17 protein-coding genes are annotated in these 15551 nt (G+C 67.8%); 7 read left to right on the forward strand and 10 right to left on the reverse strand.

What is annotated here, in order from left to right; genetic code table 11:
- Window positions 1–18: 18 nt before the first annotated feature.
- The gene (gene pxpA / locus C566_RS0113480; protein ID WP_051082321.1) at window positions 19–774 is read right to left on the reverse strand and encodes a 5-oxoprolinase subunit PxpA; all 756 of its coding nucleotides are present in this window, start codon (window positions 772–774) and stop codon (window positions 19–21) included.
- Window positions 775–894: 120 nt separating this feature from the next.
- Between pxpA and C566_RS0113485 the strand changes: the two genes are divergently transcribed.
- On the forward strand, window positions 895–2385 hold the full coding sequence (locus C566_RS0113485; RefSeq protein ID WP_026266680.1) for a helix-turn-helix domain-containing protein: 1491 nt from the start codon (window positions 895–897) through the stop codon (window positions 2383–2385).
- A gap of 87 nt (window positions 2386–2472) precedes the next feature.
- On the opposite strand, the gene C566_RS0113490 is transcribed toward C566_RS0113485, so the two are convergent.
- From C566_RS0113490 to C566_RS0113525, 8 genes are all read right to left on the reverse strand, one after another.
- The gene (locus tag C566_RS0113490; RefSeq protein WP_018774877.1) at window positions 2473–3255 is read right to left on the reverse strand and encodes an SDR family NAD(P)-dependent oxidoreductase; all 783 of its coding nucleotides are present in this window, start codon (window positions 3253–3255) and stop codon (window positions 2473–2475) included.
- A 25-nt stretch (window positions 3256–3280) separates the two neighbouring features.
- Entirely contained in the window at window positions 3281–4057 is a 777-nt protein-coding gene (locus C566_RS21495) for a hypothetical protein (protein ID WP_018774878.1), read from the reverse strand.
- Between the two features lie 125 nt (window positions 4058–4182).
- Window positions 4183–4527, reverse strand: a complete 345-nt coding sequence (locus tag C566_RS0113500) for a GNAT family N-acetyltransferase (RefSeq protein WP_018774879.1) — start codon at window positions 4525–4527, stop codon at window positions 4183–4185.
- Entirely contained in the window at window positions 4524–5864 is a 1341-nt protein-coding gene (locus C566_RS0113505) for an acyltransferase family protein (RefSeq protein WP_018774880.1), read from the reverse strand. The genes C566_RS0113500 and C566_RS0113505 overlap by 4 nt, the downstream gene beginning before the upstream one ends.
- Before the next feature lie 110 nt (window positions 5865–5974).
- Window positions 5975–6859, reverse strand: coding sequence for a class II fructose-bisphosphate aldolase (locus tag C566_RS0113510; protein WP_018774881.1), 885 nt, complete (start codon window positions 6857–6859; stop codon window positions 5975–5977).
- On the reverse strand, window positions 6859–8325 hold the full coding sequence (locus tag C566_RS0113515; protein ID WP_018774882.1) for a GntP family transporter: 1467 nt from the start codon (window positions 8323–8325) through the stop codon (window positions 6859–6861). Before C566_RS0113515 ends, C566_RS0113510 begins: the two co-directional genes overlap by 1 nt.
- Before the next feature lie 116 nt (window positions 8326–8441).
- Window positions 8442–9341: an NAD(P)-dependent oxidoreductase gene (locus tag C566_RS0113520; RefSeq protein WP_018774883.1), complete on the reverse strand. Its 900-nt coding sequence runs from the start codon at window positions 9339–9341 to the stop codon at window positions 8442–8444.
- A gap of 52 nt (window positions 9342–9393) precedes the next feature.
- The gene (locus C566_RS0113525) at window positions 9394–10881 is read right to left on the reverse strand and encodes a four-carbon acid sugar kinase family protein (RefSeq protein WP_018774884.1); all 1488 of its coding nucleotides are present in this window, start codon (window positions 10879–10881) and stop codon (window positions 9394–9396) included.
- A 191-nt stretch (window positions 10882–11072) separates the two neighbouring features.
- On the opposite strand from C566_RS0113525, the gene C566_RS0113530 reads away from it, so the two are divergent.
- Window positions 11073–11783 (forward strand): FadR/GntR family transcriptional regulator, encoded by a 711-nt coding sequence (locus tag C566_RS0113530; RefSeq protein WP_026266681.1) that lies wholly within the window; start codon window positions 11073–11075, stop codon window positions 11781–11783.
- Between the two features lie 35 nt (window positions 11784–11818).
- On the opposite strand, the gene C566_RS0113535 is transcribed toward C566_RS0113530, so the two are convergent.
- Window positions 11819–12076, reverse strand: coding sequence for a metal-sensitive transcriptional regulator (locus C566_RS0113535; RefSeq protein WP_018774886.1), 258 nt, complete (start codon window positions 12074–12076; stop codon window positions 11819–11821).
- 163 nt (window positions 12077–12239) lie between these two features.
- On the opposite strand from C566_RS0113535, the gene C566_RS0113540 reads away from it, so the two are divergent.
- The 5 genes from C566_RS0113540 (at window position 12240) to C566_RS21500 (ending at window position 15519) form a co-directional block, all read left to right on the forward strand.
- Window positions 12240–13175: an SGNH/GDSL hydrolase family protein gene (locus C566_RS0113540; RefSeq protein ID WP_018774887.1), complete on the forward strand. Its 936-nt coding sequence runs from the start codon at window positions 12240–12242 to the stop codon at window positions 13173–13175.
- 52 nt (window positions 13176–13227) lie between these two features.
- Complete coding sequence (locus C566_RS0113545; RefSeq protein WP_011690139.1) at window positions 13228–13437, forward strand: dodecin; 210 nt, start codon at window positions 13228–13230, stop codon at window positions 13435–13437.
- 96 nt (window positions 13438–13533) lie between these two features.
- Window positions 13534–14505, forward strand: a complete 972-nt coding sequence (locus C566_RS0113550; RefSeq protein WP_018774888.1) for an aldo/keto reductase — start codon at window positions 13534–13536, stop codon at window positions 14503–14505.
- Between the two features lie 150 nt (window positions 14506–14655).
- Window positions 14656–14919 carry a GlsB/YeaQ/YmgE family stress response membrane protein gene (locus tag C566_RS0113555; RefSeq protein ID WP_018774889.1) on the forward strand — a complete coding sequence of 88 codons (264 nt, stop codon included), beginning with the start codon at window positions 14656–14658 and terminating at the stop codon, window positions 14917–14919.
- 168 nt (window positions 14920–15087) lie between these two features.
- Window positions 15088–15519: a hypothetical protein gene (locus tag C566_RS21500; protein ID WP_018774890.1), complete on the forward strand. Its 432-nt coding sequence runs from the start codon at window positions 15088–15090 to the stop codon at window positions 15517–15519.
- The last annotated feature ends 32 nt before the right edge of the window (window positions 15520–15551 follow it).

Here is a 15551-nt window from a genome sequence, read left to right on the forward strand (position 1 = left end):
TGGGCGGTGCGTGACAGGTCATGGCTGCCGTTCGCCGAGGGCCGCCCGCACGGCTTGCGCCACGGCCGGCGAGTTGGGGGCATCAGAGTGGACGCAGATGCTGGTGAAGTCGATGCCCACGGTCGAGCCGTCGGAGGTCTCCACGAGACCGTCGTCCAGGACCCGGCGCACGCGTTCGGCGGCCTTGGCGGGGTCCGTGGCCTCGGGCCGGCGCTGGATAATCAGCTGGCCTGCGGGGTTGTAGTTCAGGTCCACGTAAAGTTCGCCGACGAACGGCACCCCCATCTCCGCGCAGACGCTTTCGTGCGCGGTGCCGGCAAGCCCGAAGATGGGGACACCGTACAGTGCGGCGACTTTCGCGGCGGACCGCATCAGTTCCGGATCACGCGAGAGCATCCCGTACAGGGAGCCGTGGGGTTTGATGTGGTTGAGTTCCACTCCGGCCTTCTTGAGGAAGCCCACCAGTGCACCCGTCTGGTACAGGATGAGGGACTCGACCTCGGCCGGAGTCAGTTTCATTTCGCGGCGCCCGAAGCCGGTCAGATCGGGCAGGCCCGGGTGCGCACCGATCCGGACGCCGTGTGCCTTGGCGGCGGCTACGGTTTCCTCCATGGTGTCCGGATCGCCGGCGTGGAAACCGCAGGCCACGTTGGCCACGTCAATGATTTCCATGAGCGCCCGGTCATTGCCGAAGCTGTGCAGCCCGAAGGCCTCGCCCAGGTCCGAATTTATCTCGATGCCAGCTGTGACGCTGCCCACATTAACATTGTTCATGCGTTCAACAGTAGGGACTGCCCCATCCCTTACATAGTGGGCAAATGTCCACTAACTTGGAGAGCAAGTGTGCACGATGCACACCGAATTCGGACGGCGGCGGCGCACCGGGAGGGCACGATGAGAGTCTCGGACCTCCTGGCGGAGGATTCACTCCAGCTCCGGCTGCACACGCCTTCCACGGCCAAGAGCCTGGCGACGTCCATCAGCTACAGCGCACCGGCGGAGTTCCTGGACCCCACCCCCTTCCTGGGTGCCAACTGCCTGCTGATCACCCACGGGATCGGATTCAACTTCTTTGACCAGCGGACGTGGGACGCCTATGTCGAACGGCTGGCCGGCGTCCCCGTCTGCGCCATCGCATTCGTTACGGGAGTAGCCCACCGGCTGATTCCAAAGCCGTTGGTGGAGGCGGCCAAGGCCCACCAGATTCCCCTGTTGGAGGTTCCCAGCGTCGTCCCGGCCCTCCAGCTGCAGCGCTTCGTCACGAGCGTCCTGGAAGCCGAGCGGTTTGCCCTGACCCGGCAGTCATGGGAGCTGGCCGACAGGTGCGCCAAGGCGGCGCGATCCGGCGGGTCGCTCAGGGCCGTGCTGGCGCAGGTGGGCGCGGCGGCGGACGGACAATGCGCCGTCTTTGACACCACCGGCGCCTTGGTCAGCTGCTGGCCGGCCGGTTCACGCTGGACGGCCGAAGACCTCCGGCAGGATGGACGCGGGGCCCCGGGGTCCAGCTTCGCGCTCCCCACCGGCGGCACGGATCATTTTCAGCTGGTGGTCCGGGGCGGGACCACCGGGGAACCGCTCGCAACCCTGATCGGGCCGGCGTCCTCCATTCTTGCGATGCAGCTAAACAGTGCGTTCAAGGCCGGCGCCCCGCACCAGGGGAAGCTGGAGCGCCTCATGCTCCAGCTGGAGGACTGGCAGGGGGTGGCCCTGAAAGAGCTGACACGGACCTTCCGCGCCACGGGGCTGGACGCGCACGCCCCCACATTCCTGCTGGCGGCCGAGCCGGACAGGACCCAGCTGCCGAACGCATGGCGGATCCGGCTGGCCGTACAGGATCACCTGAACAATGCCCATGTCTTCACGTATCGCGGCTCGATCTACGCCCTCGCCCAGGCCAGGACGGACACCGCGGCGGACTGGCAAGTGATTCCGGACCGGCTGCTGGCCTCGCTCCGGCAGATCGTTCCCGGGCTCCCCCTCGTCATCAAGGGGCCGCTGCGCAGCGTCGATGAGCTGAGGCTTGGCCTCGCCCATGCCCAGCGGCTGGTCCGGCAGGTCAGCGAGCCCACCATCGCGGCCCCGATGAGCATCGAGTCCCTGGTGGTGGCCACGGCCGGCAGCGGCGCCCACGCCGCTGCGGAGAATCTGCTCGCGCCGCTCCTGGAGTACGACCGCGCCAACAACGGCCGGCTGTTGCCCACGCTCAGGGCCTACCTCGACCACGACGCCCAGCCATCGAGGGTCTGCCAGGCGCTGTATATCCACCGGAATACCCTCAGCAAGCGGCTGGCCCTGATGTCGCGGCTGCTGAACGTCCGCCTGGACACCCTGGAGGGGCTCACGACCTGCATGCTGGCGGTCCGCATCACCGATGCTGCGCCCTGATCACCGCCTACACCGAGGTGCCGGCCCCGCCGTGCCGGCAAGGTCCGTACCGGACCTGTCCGCCCAGTCCAGGCCGCGGCCCGGCGGCTACTTGGCGCGCCGCGCCGGCCCGGCGACGAGCTTTGACGGCAGCACCCGCGCAACCGAGGTCAGGACTTTGTAGCGCTTGCTGGGGATCGAGACGGCCTTGCCCTTGGCGTTGTCCGCCAGTCCCTCGCTGACCACCTGCCGGGCCTCGAGCCACATCCAGCGCGGCGTCGCCGTCTTGTCCATCCCCATCCGGTCGTGGAACTCGGTGTGGGTGAAGCCGGGGCACACGGCGGTGACCTTCACCCCGCGCGCGGCGTAGGCCATGTTGGCCGAGCGCGAGAAACTCAGCAGCCAGGCCTTCGCCGCGGAGTACGTGCCGCGGGGCAGGAAGGCCGCCACGCTGGCGACGTTGATGATCCTGCCGGACTGCCGCCCGAGCATGCCCTGCAGGGCGGCATGGCTGAGCTCCATGGCGGTTTCGACATGGAGCTTCAGGTGTTTCTTTTCCTCGGCAATGTCGTTGTCCTCGAAGGGCCGCAGCAGGCCGATTCCCGCGTTGTTGACCAGGATCTCCACCGGCCGGGCCGGGTCGCTGAGGCGCGCGACGACGGCCGCAATCCCGGCGTCGTCGGTCAGGTCCGCGGCGATTGTCTCCGCCGCGGTCCCGTAGCTGTTCTCCAGCTCCGCCGCCGTGGCCGCGAGGCGGCCGGCGTCGCGGGCCACGAGCACCACACGGTGGCCCTGTTCGGCAAGCTGGCGGGCGAACTCGGCGCCAAGGCCTGCCGTCGCGCCCGTGACCAGGGCGGTGCTGCCGGGTGTAGAGGCTGTTTGAGGGTTCATAGCGTCAGCCTAGTCTCGTCCCGGCTCAGGCCAGGGCCGTGTCCTGCGCCAGTTCGTCCCCTGCGGGGTCGTCGCCGTCGAGCAGGTGGCGGTTCTGAAGCTCTTCAGCCGCAAGCTCGTACCAGGTGTGCGCCCCGAAAGACGGGGTGCTGGTGTCGAGGTGGCGGTAGAGAGCGTCGGCGAGCTGGCACAGCGCGGTGTCGGACAGTGCCCGGACCGTGGCCACAGGATCCAGCGTTCCCTCGAAATACTCCGAAAGCGCCAGCCCATTGATGGAGCCAAGGTCGTCGGCGCCTCCGGTTTCCGCGACCAGCGGGCTGTTGGCCTCCGCCAGCCCGGAGCCGGGTCCGGAGTCGGGCCCGGAGCCGGGCCCGACGTCGAGCAGTCCGGCAGCTTCGCTGTATTCGTTCCCGGCGACGGCGACGGGAGCCGGGCGGTAGCCGGTGTCGAGTCCGGCGAGGACTTCGGCGTCGGCACCGACGTGCACGAGGCAGATTGGCAGCACGGCCGGCTCGTCCAGGGCGAAACGGAGCGGCCCTGCCTCTGCGGAGTCCGCGGGGTCGGCAGAGGGCAGGTGTCCGGCATCCGCGATCCGCCGGAGCTCCAGCAGCACTTCCGGGTCCAGGTGGGAGGCGCCATGGAGGTCGATGACCACGACGGCGCCCGGTTCGAGGCGGCAGGCGCGGCGCACGATATGCAGGAGGGCTGCTGAATCAGACTGGGTAACGCAACCGGTAATTTCGAGGGTGACCTGTGCGGGATCGACGTCCACCCGGACAAGCACACGCAGTTTATGGTTCATGGGGGTACTCCAAAGTGACCTGTCCAAGAGCCAACTGCATAACTCTGGTCAAACTTTACGAGGTTGTTCTCCAGCTCACAAGCGGGCAGGCCGCCGGCGCCGTTCCGGCTTCCCGGGCCAGGCGCTCAGGCTCCCTCGGGGACCCGTTCCGGCCAGTCCACATACTGGTGGTACGACTCATGTTTGCGCAGGTAGCGGTACATGAACGGGCAATTCGGGATGATCCGTTTGCCGGATGCAACCACGTCATCGAGGGCGAAGTGCGCCAGCACTTTGGCGAGCCCTTGGCCCTGGAACTGCTCTGCTGTATCCGTGTGGATAAAGTCGATATGCCCCGGTCTGTCGATGAAGCGCACCTGGACGGCAAGCTTGCCGCCGACACGGAGTTCGTAACGGTGCAGCTCGTCGTTCCGGGTGGTGGAGACGTCCGGGGCGAAGGTATCTTCCGTGGTTGCCGAGTTCTCCGTCATGGTTCGACATTGGCACTTAATGGCGGGCGTGGCAATGGCGGTTCCGATCCGCCCTGCCCGTCAGGCGGCGTTGTGAGCCGAACCGGAATCCGGCCCAGGAGCACGACGGCGAGCGCGAAGCAGGCGGCGCCCCCGCCGAGGAGCCCGGGCGTGAGCCCGGTGAGCGCAGCGTTGACTGCCGGGACAAAAACGGCGACGGCGGCGAGCAGCACGGCGGCCGCCGGCCTGCTCGGCGACGGTCCGGACGCCGTCGGACGCTCCTCCAACCTGCCAAACAATGCCACCACCGGCAGCAGCAGCGCGATGACTCCCGTCAGCACCAGGGGCCGCCCCCACCACCAGGCCGCGCTCCCTCCGGCCGGCTGGGGGAAATCCGTCAGCAGCAGCACCCCGGACATTGCCGCCAGCAGCGGCAGATGCCACAAATAGACAGTCATGGACCGCCGGCCGGCCACGCCCATCATCCGGCGCACCCCGGCCATGGACGCGATCCGGGACAGCCCCGGCCGGAAGAGCTGGAGGGCGGCGGCCTGCGAGATGCCCAGGAGCAGCAGCGTCACATTGGGCGGATTGAGGTTCACCAGCATGTTCCCGGAATACAGCCCCAGCAAGACCAGCAACCCCAGCAGCATGTTGCTGGCCACCATGATGCCGAAGTGCGCCGGCCGGCCCGGCAGCAGCCGCGGGCCATCTGCCACGATGAATCCGAGCTGCTGCACGGCGCACCACAGGAACACCATGTTCAGGTATGCCAGCAGCGGCAGCACTCCCCGCAGGCAGTCGACTGTCACCACCAGGGCGGTGAGACCGGCGAGGGTCAGCCACGGCGCGCGGGCGTGGAGGGCCGCCAGCCAGGGAAGGTTGAGTTGCGCGGCGAGGTAGGCGGCCAGGAACCACAGCGGCATGCCGGCTCCGCTGGTGAGCAGCTCGATGACCTGGGGGTCAACCCCTGCGAGGCGGGCCGCCGACAGGCCAAGGAACATGACCGCCAGCAGGACGGCGGCCGGACGGATCAGGCGCAGCAGCCGGCCCTGCATGAAATCGAAGGCCGTGCCGCCCCTGGCGCGGAGCCGGCGCCAGGACTGCAGCCCGGTGATGCCGCCGGCCACAAAGAACAGCGGCATGATCTGGAAGACCCACACCACAGGTTCAAACCAGTGCTGATCGCCCAGGGTGTTTTCGGAGGTCACGGTGCCGTCCGGGTGCAGCACGGGACTCACCATCATGGTGTGGGCCACCACCACCAACGCCAGGCAAAAGAACCGGACAAGATCGATCACCGGGTCGCGGTCCGGCATCGGCGCCGGGCCGCCGGCTGGCCGCTGCTGCGCAAGCATGGCACCCCTCGGGAAGGCAGGCTGTGTTGCCATCATTGTCGGCGAGGGGCGCCATGCGTGCCAGAGCAGTTTGGCCCGGATGCGCGCCGGTCGCGGGCCAGTTCAGGGCGTCAGCGCGAGAGTGTGGCCAGGGCGGTGGCCGCGAAGGTCCTGGCCGAGACATTCCACAGGCCCAGCAGTGCCTGGAGGTTCTCGCCGTCGGCCCGGTGCGCTGTGGTCTGTTCCTCAAGGACCGCCAGGACGCCGGTGCGCAGCTCGGTGTTGAAGTTGACCTTGCCCACGTTCATCGCCGCGGCCTTGACCAGTTCCTCGGCCGGAATGCCGGAGGCGCCGTGCAGGACCAGCGGGATCCGGGTCCGCACGGCGATGTCCTGCAGCACATCCCAGCGCAGCCGGGGCTCGCCTTTGTACTTGCCATGGACATTGCCCACGGCCACGGCGAGCAGCTGCGCCCCGGTGCGGGCCACGAAGTCCTCCACCTGGGCGGAGTCGGTGAGCCCGGCGGGGGCGTCCGCCACTGTGCTGCCTGCGCTGTCCGCGGCGGCGGTCCCGAAGGCCCGGTCCTCGTCGCCGGCGAGTCCGCCGAGTTCTGCTTCAATGACGACGTCGGCCCGGCCCTGCGCCGCCAAGGCGGCCCGGAGGTTCCGGACCAGGGCGATGTTGTCCTCGTACGGCAGCGAGGACCCGTCGACCAGCACCGAGTCGGCCCCGGCGCTGACGGCGTCGGCGATCACCTGCGGGTCGGTGGCATGATCCAGCTGCACCGCAATCGGCACGGAGGCTGCGTCGGCGAGTCCGCGCAGGGCGGCGATCAGCCGCAGCCCGTTGGGCGTTGCCGCGGTCTTCGGCGCGACCAGCAGGATGGCGCCACGGCCGGATTCCTCGGCCGCCCCCACCACGGCGAGCGCGGTGGTGAAGTCGTAGCAGGTGAACGCCGGAACGGCAGAGCCTTGCTGCAGGGCGCCGGCCACCAGGGTGTCGAGTTGGGTACGCATCAGGCGCTCAGTCCTCCCACCAGCATCCAGGCGACGAATGTCAGGGCGAAGCCTGCCAGTCCCAGCACGGTGGTGAGCACGGTCCAGGTCCTGAGGCCGTCGGCGACGGTCAGCCCGTAGTACCGCACAACCACCCAGAAACCGGCGTCGGTCACGTGCGAGAGGCCGAGGGCGCCGAAGCCGATGGCGATCACGATCACGGCGGTCTGCGCCGGCGTGTAGCCGCCGCCGGCCACGGCGGAGGAGAGCAGGCCGGCCGTGGTGACGATCGCGACCGTGGCCGAGCCCTGGGCTGCGCGGAGCGCGAGGGAGATGATGAAGCCAAGCAGCAGCAGCGGAACGCCGAGCGTGTCGAGGGATTCGGAGAGCGCCTTGCCGATTCCGCTCACCTGCAGGACGCTGCCGAACACGCCGCCTGCCGCGACGACCAGGAGGATGGAGGCGATCGGCGGCAGGGCGCCTTCGAAGATTTCGCCGGTTTCCACGAGCGACCACCGGCGGCGGACGGCGAGCAGGTAGAAGGACAGGGCGACGGCAACCAGAAGGGCGAAGACGGGGTTGCCGACGAACGCCGCGACGCCGTACCAGAAGTCGTTCTTGTCGATCACGAGGGTGCCGACGGTGCCGAGGAGGATCAGCGCGATCGGGGTGGCGATGAGGAAGATGATCAGTCCCGGACGGGGCGGGGCCAGGGCTTTGCTGCCCGGGCCCTCGTGACCAACACGGACCACGGTTGCCGAGCCGAACTCGTCCACCTGGGTTTTGACGGCTGGCAGCAGCTCGTAGGTCTTGCGGTTCATGATGGATGCGACCCAGTAGGACAGGAAGCCCAGGGGCACGCAGATCGTCAGCGAGATCAGGGCGATCAGTCCGATGTCGGCGCCGAGCACGCCGGCACCGGCGACAATCCCCGGGTGCGGGGGCACGGCCACGTGGATGGCCAGCATGATGCCGGCCATGGGCAGGCCGAACTTCACCGGGTGGACGTTGGCGATTTTGGCGAAGGCGTAGACGACCGGCACCAGGACGATGATGCCGACCTCGAAGAACACCGGAATCGCGACCAGGAAGCCGACTGCGGTGAGGGCCACGGCCACCCGCCGGGCGCCGAGCTTGGCTGTGAAGTGGTCGGCGAGGGACTGGACGCCGCCGGAGACCTCGATCATCCGCCCCAGGATCGCGCCGAGCGCAATCAGGAGGGCGACCTTGCCCATGGTGCCTCCCACCCCGGCGGCCACCACGGTGAAGACGTCCTTGAGCGGGATCTGCGCGGCCACGGCCACCAGGATGCTCACGGTCAGCAGGGCCACGAAGGCCTGGATCTTGAAGCGGATGATCATCACCAGCAGCAGGGCGACACCGGCGGCCGCGATTGTCAGCAGCAGCGGAGTTCCCAGCTCCACGGCCGGCTTGATGACGGGCGCGTCTGCGGCGCGCACCATCAGGGAATTGAGCAGGGGGGTCATGAAGAGGTGTCTCCTTTGACAATGTCGCCCAACGAGTCAGTCGTTGGGGAACAGTGGCGGGTGGGACCCGGCGACGGCGGAGGGGGGACCGCCGTCGTCGGGCGCGGAAAGTCTGGTTAGGCGGTGCGCCTGGTGGGCGCGACGACCTTGATGACGGCGGAGTCGTCGGCGGCGGCGAGGCCCTGGGCCTGGCCGAGGAGGTAGAGCTGCTCGGCGGCGGCGGCCACCGGGGCGGCGAGGCCTGCTGCGCGCGTGGCCTTGCCGACGATCCCCATGTCCTTGACGAAGATGTCCAGCCGGCTGAGGACTTCGGCGCCGTTCTCGGTGTAGGCCTCCAGGATGCGCGGGCCGCGGTTGGAGAGCATGAAGGAGCCCGCCGCGCCGGCTTCGAGGGCGGCGAGGGTCTTGGCCTGGTCCAGGCCCAGGGCGTCGGCCAGGGCCATTGCCTCGGCGGCGGCTGCGATGTGGATGCCGCAGAGCAACTGGTTGACGGTCTTGAGGGCCTGGCCGTCGCCGGGCTTGTCGCCGACCACGGTCAGGGTGGAGGCCAGCAGCTCAAGGGCCGGGCGGGCCTTTTCCTGGGCCTCGGGCGATGCGCCCACCACGATCAGCAGGTCGCCTTCGCCGGCACGCTTGGGGCCGCCGGACAGCGGGGCGTCAACCAGTTCGACGCCGTATTCGGCCAGGCGGTCGACGGCGGCCGGGATGGCCTCGGTGCCCACGGTGCTGCCCAGGATCACGACGGCGCCCGGCTTGAGCACGGAGGCCACGCCGTTTTCGCCGAACAGGACATCGCCCAGCTGTTCACCGTTGCGCACTGCCAGCAGCAGCGCGTCGGCGCCTTCCGAGGCTTCCCGTGCGGAGGCGAACGTGCGGATGCCGGCCTCTTCGGCCAGCTTCAGGCGCGGCTCGGCGATGTCGAAGCCGTGGACGGTGAGCTCGCTGGCCAGGCGCGTGGCCATGGGCAGGCCCATGGCGCCAAGGCCCAGGACGGTGATGGTGTAGTTGCTGGTCATGGTGTTCTCCATCGAATGACGTGTTGTGGCGTGCGGTGTTGATCGTGCGGGGTCAGAAGGTGTTGCTGAGCTTTCGCGTGACATCGGCGAGGGACTGGTCGTCGCCCACGTTGCCGGCGAAGACGATATACGGGATGCCCTTGGCCGGACCGTCCACCGGTTCCCACAGGCTGACGATGCCCGGCAGCATGGGCCCGCGGACGATCGCGTGCCGGATTTCCAGTCCGTGTGCGGCCACGTCCGAGGACGTGATGCCGCCCTTGGCGATCACGAAGCGGGGCGGGAAGGTCTTCAGCGTGCGGTTGACCACGGCGACGACGGCGGCCGAGACGGCGCGGGCGATCCGCAGGCTTTCGGCGGCGTCGGTGGTCTTGATCAGGAGCCGGCTCGTGTGCACGATCACGTCGCCGCCGCGGAGGGCAGCGACCACCGTGTCAACGGTTTCGTCCAGGTACTCCCCCGCGTTGTCACCGAGGAGCTTTTCGACGTCGATCTCCACGATCCGGGCCGCACTGTGCTGCTCGGTGAGGGCGTTGAGCTGGCGGGTGGTGACACCGACATGCGAGCCGACCACAATCAGGCCGCCGGCTTCCGAGGGGGTGTTGCCCGCATAGGCTTCCTCGCCGCTGAGTTCGGTGCGGATTTCCTGGCCGATCCGTGCCCGGACAAACGGCGGGCCCACGCGGTAGAGCAGCTTCTTGCCGCGGCTTTCCGCTTCTTCCAGGCCCAGGGCCAGGGCCCGCAGATCGTTTTCGGTAACGATGTCCGCCACGATCGGAGTCGAATCCGTGGCGGCGTCGATGGCATCGGCAATGGCCTTGGCAGAGATCTTCGGATCGGCGGAGGCCCGGATGATGTCCAGATCCAGCACGATCACCGAGTCCGCGGGGAACCGGCCGTTCGACTTCTCCTCGACGTACTTGGCCATCTCCGAGTTGGTGAACCCGAAGCTGGCGTCCCGGGCGAATTCGGTCTCGGCCACGGGAGTGAGCTGCCCGGCGTCCTCGCCTGTGCCGCGGGTGAAGTGCACGCCGCCGACCGTCACGCGGCCGGCGTCGGGGAACGCGGGAACGATCACGACGCCGTCCGTCTTCTCACCGTTGACGGCGGTGACGGTGGCGGCGATGACGTCCGGTTCGAGCGGGTAGTGGCCGCGGAGGGTGGAATCACTCCGGCTGACAAAGCTGAGCCGCAGCGCGGGTTCAGCGGATGCGGCGGCCGCGAGGGCGTTGCGGACGATCTCCTCGTTGCGGGCAGCCGCCTCGGCAGGGTCAAGGCTGCGGGTGTTGGTCAGCACGTAGACCGCGCGCTGGCGCTGGCCGTCGACTTCGTACGCGAACGCCCAGGCAAAGTCCGCCACTTCCCAGCGGGTGAGGACCGGCAGATTCGCCACGGACTGGGTGCCGGTGGGGTCGTCGTCGAGTACGACCAAAACTCGGGGGGATGCCTCGGAGGAGGCGGCCACGCTGTCTGCCACCAGCCGGGCGGGGATCGGTACTTCCGCGGGGAAAGCGGCCAGCACGTCTGCTTCGAGGGGCACTATGCACTCCATTGTGTGTGGATCTATCAGTGGAAAAACTGCGGTTCTCCGCGAGCCGCAGTATGGACAAAATGTAAGATGTCAGACATCTTGCATATGAATGTTAGTGTGGCATATGGCACAACGACGCGCAAGTAGACTTGGCCATCAGGGAGCACGCCATCAGGCAACAAGTCGCTGGACGGGGAGAATTGGCTAGGAAATCGCTGGTCGGCGTTGTGGCCGACGAACTGCTGGACCGGATTATTGCCGGCGAGTTTCCGCCCGGCGCGAGCGTCCCCGGCGAACTGGAGCTCAGCTCCCGGCACGAAGTCAGCCGCATGACCGTGCGCGAGGCCATGAAAACCCTTGAAGCCCAGCGGATTCTCAGCGTGGAACGCGGCCGGGGCACATTCGTGAACCCGGTGAACCGCTGGGGCTCCCTGGACGCCGTACTGCGGGCCGCCTCGGAGGGCACAAACGACGCCTCGGCCGCCATCCAGCTCATTGAGCTCCGGCGGATGCTGGAGACGGGCGCCTGCGAACTGGCTGCCGGGCGGATGTCGGATTCGGACATCCAGGCCCTCCGCGCGCACGTTGACCGGATGCGGCTGGCCCACGAGAGGAATGATCTCGCGGCATTCGTGGAGGAGGACCTCGCCTTCCACGACCTGATCCTGCAGGCCTCGGAAAACGTCTTCGTCGCCGTGCTGTTCGAACCGCTGCACCGCGTGCTGGAAAAGCGGCGGACGGAAACTTCCAAGGTGCCGGAGATCCAGGAGCACGCCATCGGGCACCACCAGAACATCGCGGACGCCCTGGCCTCCCGCGACCCGCACCGCGCCCGCGACGCCATGGACGCCCACATGCAGCAGACGCTCGACGATCTGAAGACCTTCGTGCTGGCCGGTGGCCCCGCCTGACGCGGGCCTGCGCCAGGCGAGCGAGAGGTCCAGTGTCAGGCGAGCGAGAGGAAGAGTTTCTCGAGTTCGGCCCGGTCCAGGCTGGGGTCTTCCTGCTGCATGCACTGCTGCAGGCCCGTGGCAATGATGGAGAATCCCGCCTTGTCCAGGGCGCTCGACACGGCCGCCAGCTGGGTCACGACGCTCTTGCAGTCACGGCCCTCCTCGATCATCCTCGTGACTGCCGCGAGCTGCCCCTGGGCACGGCGAAGCCGGTTGATGACGGGCTTCATGTCGGTGGGATCGAGTTCCATGGGTTCCTCCGGTTCGATGCGTCAGGCTCCACATTATACCCCCACGAGTATTTTGCCTCCCGGGTGGCGGACTGCCTCGCGCGGCCGCCGACGCCCCCCACGCCGCCTCGCTAGGGGCATAAGTACCTAGCGAGGCATGGAATATCGGCGTAATGCTGGTGATGTGAACGCCGCCAGGTTCCTCGAGCCGGACGCCGGCCATACCGGCGTCAACATCCCCGCCGCGGGGCCGTGGCATTCAGGGGATCAGAGCTCCGCACGCGGGCATTCCAGTGCCCCGCGTTCACGGCCCTGGAGCCGGTATGTCGCCTTGGGCGACTCGTTCACGGCAGGCGTCGGCGATCCGGAACCGCTGAGCCCCGGGGGCATGCGGGGGTGGGCGGACCGCATTGCCGAGGAACTCGGCGAGGGCCGCCGCGAATTCGGATACGCAAACCTTGCCATCAGCGGCCTGGTGCTGCGCGAAATCCTCGACCAGCAACTCGAACCTGCCCTGAACCTGAAGCCCGACCTCGTCTCCCTCTCCGCTGGCGGGAACGATCTCGTGTTCCACCGCGGCGATCCGGACCGGATGGCCGCGGCCCTGGACGACGCCGTGGCGGCGCTCTCGGGCACCGGGGCCACGGTGGTCCTGTTCACCGGCCCGGACTGGGGCGAGACCGCCGTGTTCGGACACATCCGGGGGAAGGTCGCGGTATTCAACGAGAACATCCGGGTCATCGCCGCCAGGCACGATGTCGTCATCGCTGATTTGTGGGCCCTGCGGCAACTGAGCGATCCGCGGATGTGGGATCCGGACCGCCTGCACTTCTCGCCGCTCGGACACCACACCATTGCGGCCATGGTCCTGGACACGCTCAGCGTGCCACACCGCCTGCACCCCCTGGAGCCCAAGCCGATGCCGCCGGGCAACTGGCGGGAGACCCGGGCCGGTGACCTGGCCTGGATGGCGCACTACATGCTGCCCTGGATGGTGAGCCGGATCAGGCCGCGCGCAGACGCCCCGCCCCGGCAGGCCAAACGCCCACTGCCGGGACCGCCTCCCGGGGTTCCGGACTCCGGGCACAAACCCCTAGTCCGGCCGGGTTCGGTCGGCTAGTCTGCAGGAACGGCCCACAGCCGGGCATCGATGGCGATCACGAGGAGCGAAGTTGTCTAATCACACTTACAGCATTTCTGAAATTGTCGGAACCTCGAACGAGGGCGTCGATGCGGCCGTCCGGAACGGCATCGCCGAGGCCGCCAAGACCCTCCGAAACCTTGACTGGTTTGAAGTCAAGGAGATCCGCGGCCACCTTGAAAACGGGCAGGTCGCCGACTGGCAGGTCACCATCAAGCTGGGGTTCCGCCTGGAGCGTTGACGCCAGACTCCGGAACGGGACGGCACGCACCGCCCCGCTCCGGAGAAACCCGCAACCCGTCAGGGCAGAGGAGGCCAGGGCGGAGAGGAAAACTTCATGCGCTATACGCATCTGGGCCGCTCCGGCCTGACAGTCTCGCGACTTTGCCTGGGCACCATGAACTTTGGCCCGCAGACCGAGGAGACGCAGGCCTTCGCCATCCTGGACACCGCGCAGGCCGCCGGCATCAACTTCGTCGACACGGCCAATGTGTATGGCGGGTCGAGCCACCGCGGCTGGACGGAGGAGATACTCGGCCGCTGGTTCGCCCAAGGCGGCGAGCGCCGCGAGCGCACGGTGCTTGCCACCAAGCTGTTCGGCACCATGACGGACAGGCCGAACGAGTCCAAGCTCTCGGCACTGCACATCCGCCGGGCGCTCGATGCCAGCCTGAAACGGCTGCAGACGGACTACATCGATCTGTACCAGTTCCATCACGTGGACCGGAACACGCCCTGGGATGAGATCTGGCAGGCCATCGAGGTCGCCGTCAAGCAAGGGAAGATCCTGTACTCCGGCAGCAGCAACTTCGCCGGGTGGCACATCGCCCGGGCGCAGGAAACCGCCGGCCGCCGCAACTACAACGGGCTGGTCAGCGAACAGTCGATTTACAACCTGCTGACCCGGGACGTGGAGCTGGAAGTCATCCCTGCCGCACAGCAGTATGGCCTGGGGATCCTGCCGTGGTCGCCGTTGCACGGCGGCCTGCTCGGCGGAGTGCTGAAGAAGGAGGGCGACGGCGTCCGCCGCATCGCGGGCCGGGCCCTCGATGCGCTCAAGTCGCACCAGAAACAGATCCGGCGATACGAGGACTTCTGCGCCGAACTGGGCCAGGAACCCGCGGACGTGGCACTCGCGTGGCTGCTCCACCAGCCGGCAGTCACCGCTCCGATCATCGGCCCGCGCACCCTTGAGCAGCTCGAAGCCTCCGTCAGGGCGCACAAATTGAAGCTCGACGCCGACGCGCTAAGGCGCCTGGACGAGATTTTCCCGGGCCACAGAACGGCACCGGAAGACTACGCGTGGTAGGGCGCGGGGGGCGGTTTTGGCACCCCGCCGGACACACCCGCAGGGAGCCGGGTGGCTCTTTGATACTAAGCATGATTAGTATTAGGGCAGAAGGATGTAGCGCACCCGGCGATCCGGGTGCCTCCTCTATGAAAGAAGAAGGAACGAAAAATGGGTTTTCTCGCATTTCTGATTCTGGGCCTCATCGCCGGAGCCATCGCTAAGGCCATCCTCCCGGGACGTCAGGGCGGTGGCATCATCATCACTCTGATCCTGGGCGTCGTCGGCGCCCTGCTCGGCGGCTTCATTGGCAGCGCACTCTTCGGCGTGGGCATCAACGAGTTCTTCTCGCTGTCGACCTGGCTGCTGGCCATCGGCGGTGCGATCATCGTCCTGCTCGTTTACGGCATGATCAGCAAGCGCTCAGCCCGCTAACACGGAGACTGACCGGAAACCGGCCCTGGGTTATTCCCGGGGCCGGTTTTTTGCAATATTTTGACAGCAGGGTGGCCTGCGGGCCGCAAGAGCCGGCCCGCCACGCACTGTCCAGGAACTGTTCAGCAACATCTACTTTCCACCTACGTCAGGGAGCAGGAGCACAGCATGAAGGGCAAATTTCTTTTCGCCACCGGACTGGCCGCAGGATACGTCCTCGGATCGCGGTCAGGCCGCGCAGCCTATGACAAGCTCAAGGCCAGGTCGGCAGAGCTCTGGCAAAGCAAGCCGGTCCAGGACAAGGTGGCCGTAGCCGCCGAGACGCTCAAGGAAAAGGCCCCCGAGGTTTCCGGGCAGCTCGGTGAAGCCGCCCGGCGCGCAGGAACGGTCATCAGCTCGGCCGTCCACCGCGACGCCGGCAAGGAGAGCACCTCCGCGGCCACGCAGGGAACAACCGCGCCGGGTACGTCCGTGCCTGTGGCCCCCGACGTGCGTTCCGATCCGGCGCTCAGCGATCAGGACGGCCAGGACTGGTCGGACGAGGGTGGCGCCACCCCGTCGGGCCCCGCCACCAGTGCGGACCCGGACAAACTGCCCTAGGAGTTTGTTGAGGGGCCGCCGTAGCCGCCTCT

It is taken from the genome of Arthrobacter sp. 131MFCol6.1, from assembly GCF_000374925.1.
Taxonomy (GTDB): domain Bacteria; phylum Actinomycetota; class Actinomycetes; order Actinomycetales; family Micrococcaceae; genus Arthrobacter.

What these genes read in the sequence shown, in the direction of transcription:
- pxpA (WP_051082321.1), bottom strand. Translation starts at nt 774, where the DNA reads ATGAACAATGTTAATGTGGGCAGCGTCACAGCTGGCATCGAGATAAAT.
- C566_RS0113535 (WP_018774886.1), bottom strand. Translation starts at nt 12,076, where the DNA reads ATGGAACTCGATCCCACCGACATGAAGCCCGTCATCAACCGGCTTCGC.
- C566_RS0113510 (WP_018774881.1), bottom strand. Translation starts at nt 6,859, where the DNA reads ATGCGTACCCAACTCGACACCCTGGTGGCCGGCGCCCTGCAGCAAGGC.
- C566_RS0113515 (WP_018774882.1), bottom strand. Translation starts at nt 8,325, where the DNA reads ATGACCCCCCTGCTCAATTCCCTGATGGTGCGCGCCGCAGACGCGCCC.
- C566_RS0113555 (WP_018774889.1), top strand. Translation starts at nt 14,656, where the DNA reads ATGGGTTTTCTCGCATTTCTGATTCTGGGCCTCATCGCCGGAGCCATC.
- C566_RS0113485 (WP_026266680.1), top strand. Translation starts at nt 895, where the DNA reads ATGAGAGTCTCGGACCTCCTGGCGGAGGATTCACTCCAGCTCCGGCTG.
- C566_RS21500 (WP_018774890.1), top strand. Translation starts at nt 15,088, where the DNA reads ATGAAGGGCAAATTTCTTTTCGCCACCGGACTGGCCGCAGGATACGTC.
- C566_RS0113500 (WP_018774879.1), bottom strand. Translation starts at nt 4,527, where the DNA reads ATGACGGAGAACTCGGCAACCACGGAAGATACCTTCGCCCCGGACGTC.
- C566_RS0113505 (WP_018774880.1), bottom strand. Translation starts at nt 5,864, where the DNA reads ATGCTTGCGCAGCAGCGGCCAGCCGGCGGCCCGGCGCCGATGCCGGAC.
- C566_RS21495 (WP_018774878.1), bottom strand. Translation starts at nt 4,057, where the DNA reads ATGAACCATAAACTGCGTGTGCTTGTCCGGGTGGACGTCGATCCCGCA.
- C566_RS0113520 (WP_018774883.1), bottom strand. Translation starts at nt 9,341, where the DNA reads ATGACCAGCAACTACACCATCACCGTCCTGGGCCTTGGCGCCATGGGC.
- C566_RS0113550 (WP_018774888.1), top strand. Translation starts at nt 13,534, where the DNA reads ATGCGCTATACGCATCTGGGCCGCTCCGGCCTGACAGTCTCGCGACTT.
- C566_RS0113490 (WP_018774877.1), bottom strand. Translation starts at nt 3,255, where the DNA reads ATGAACCCTCAAACAGCCTCTACACCCGGCAGCACCGCCCTGGTCACG.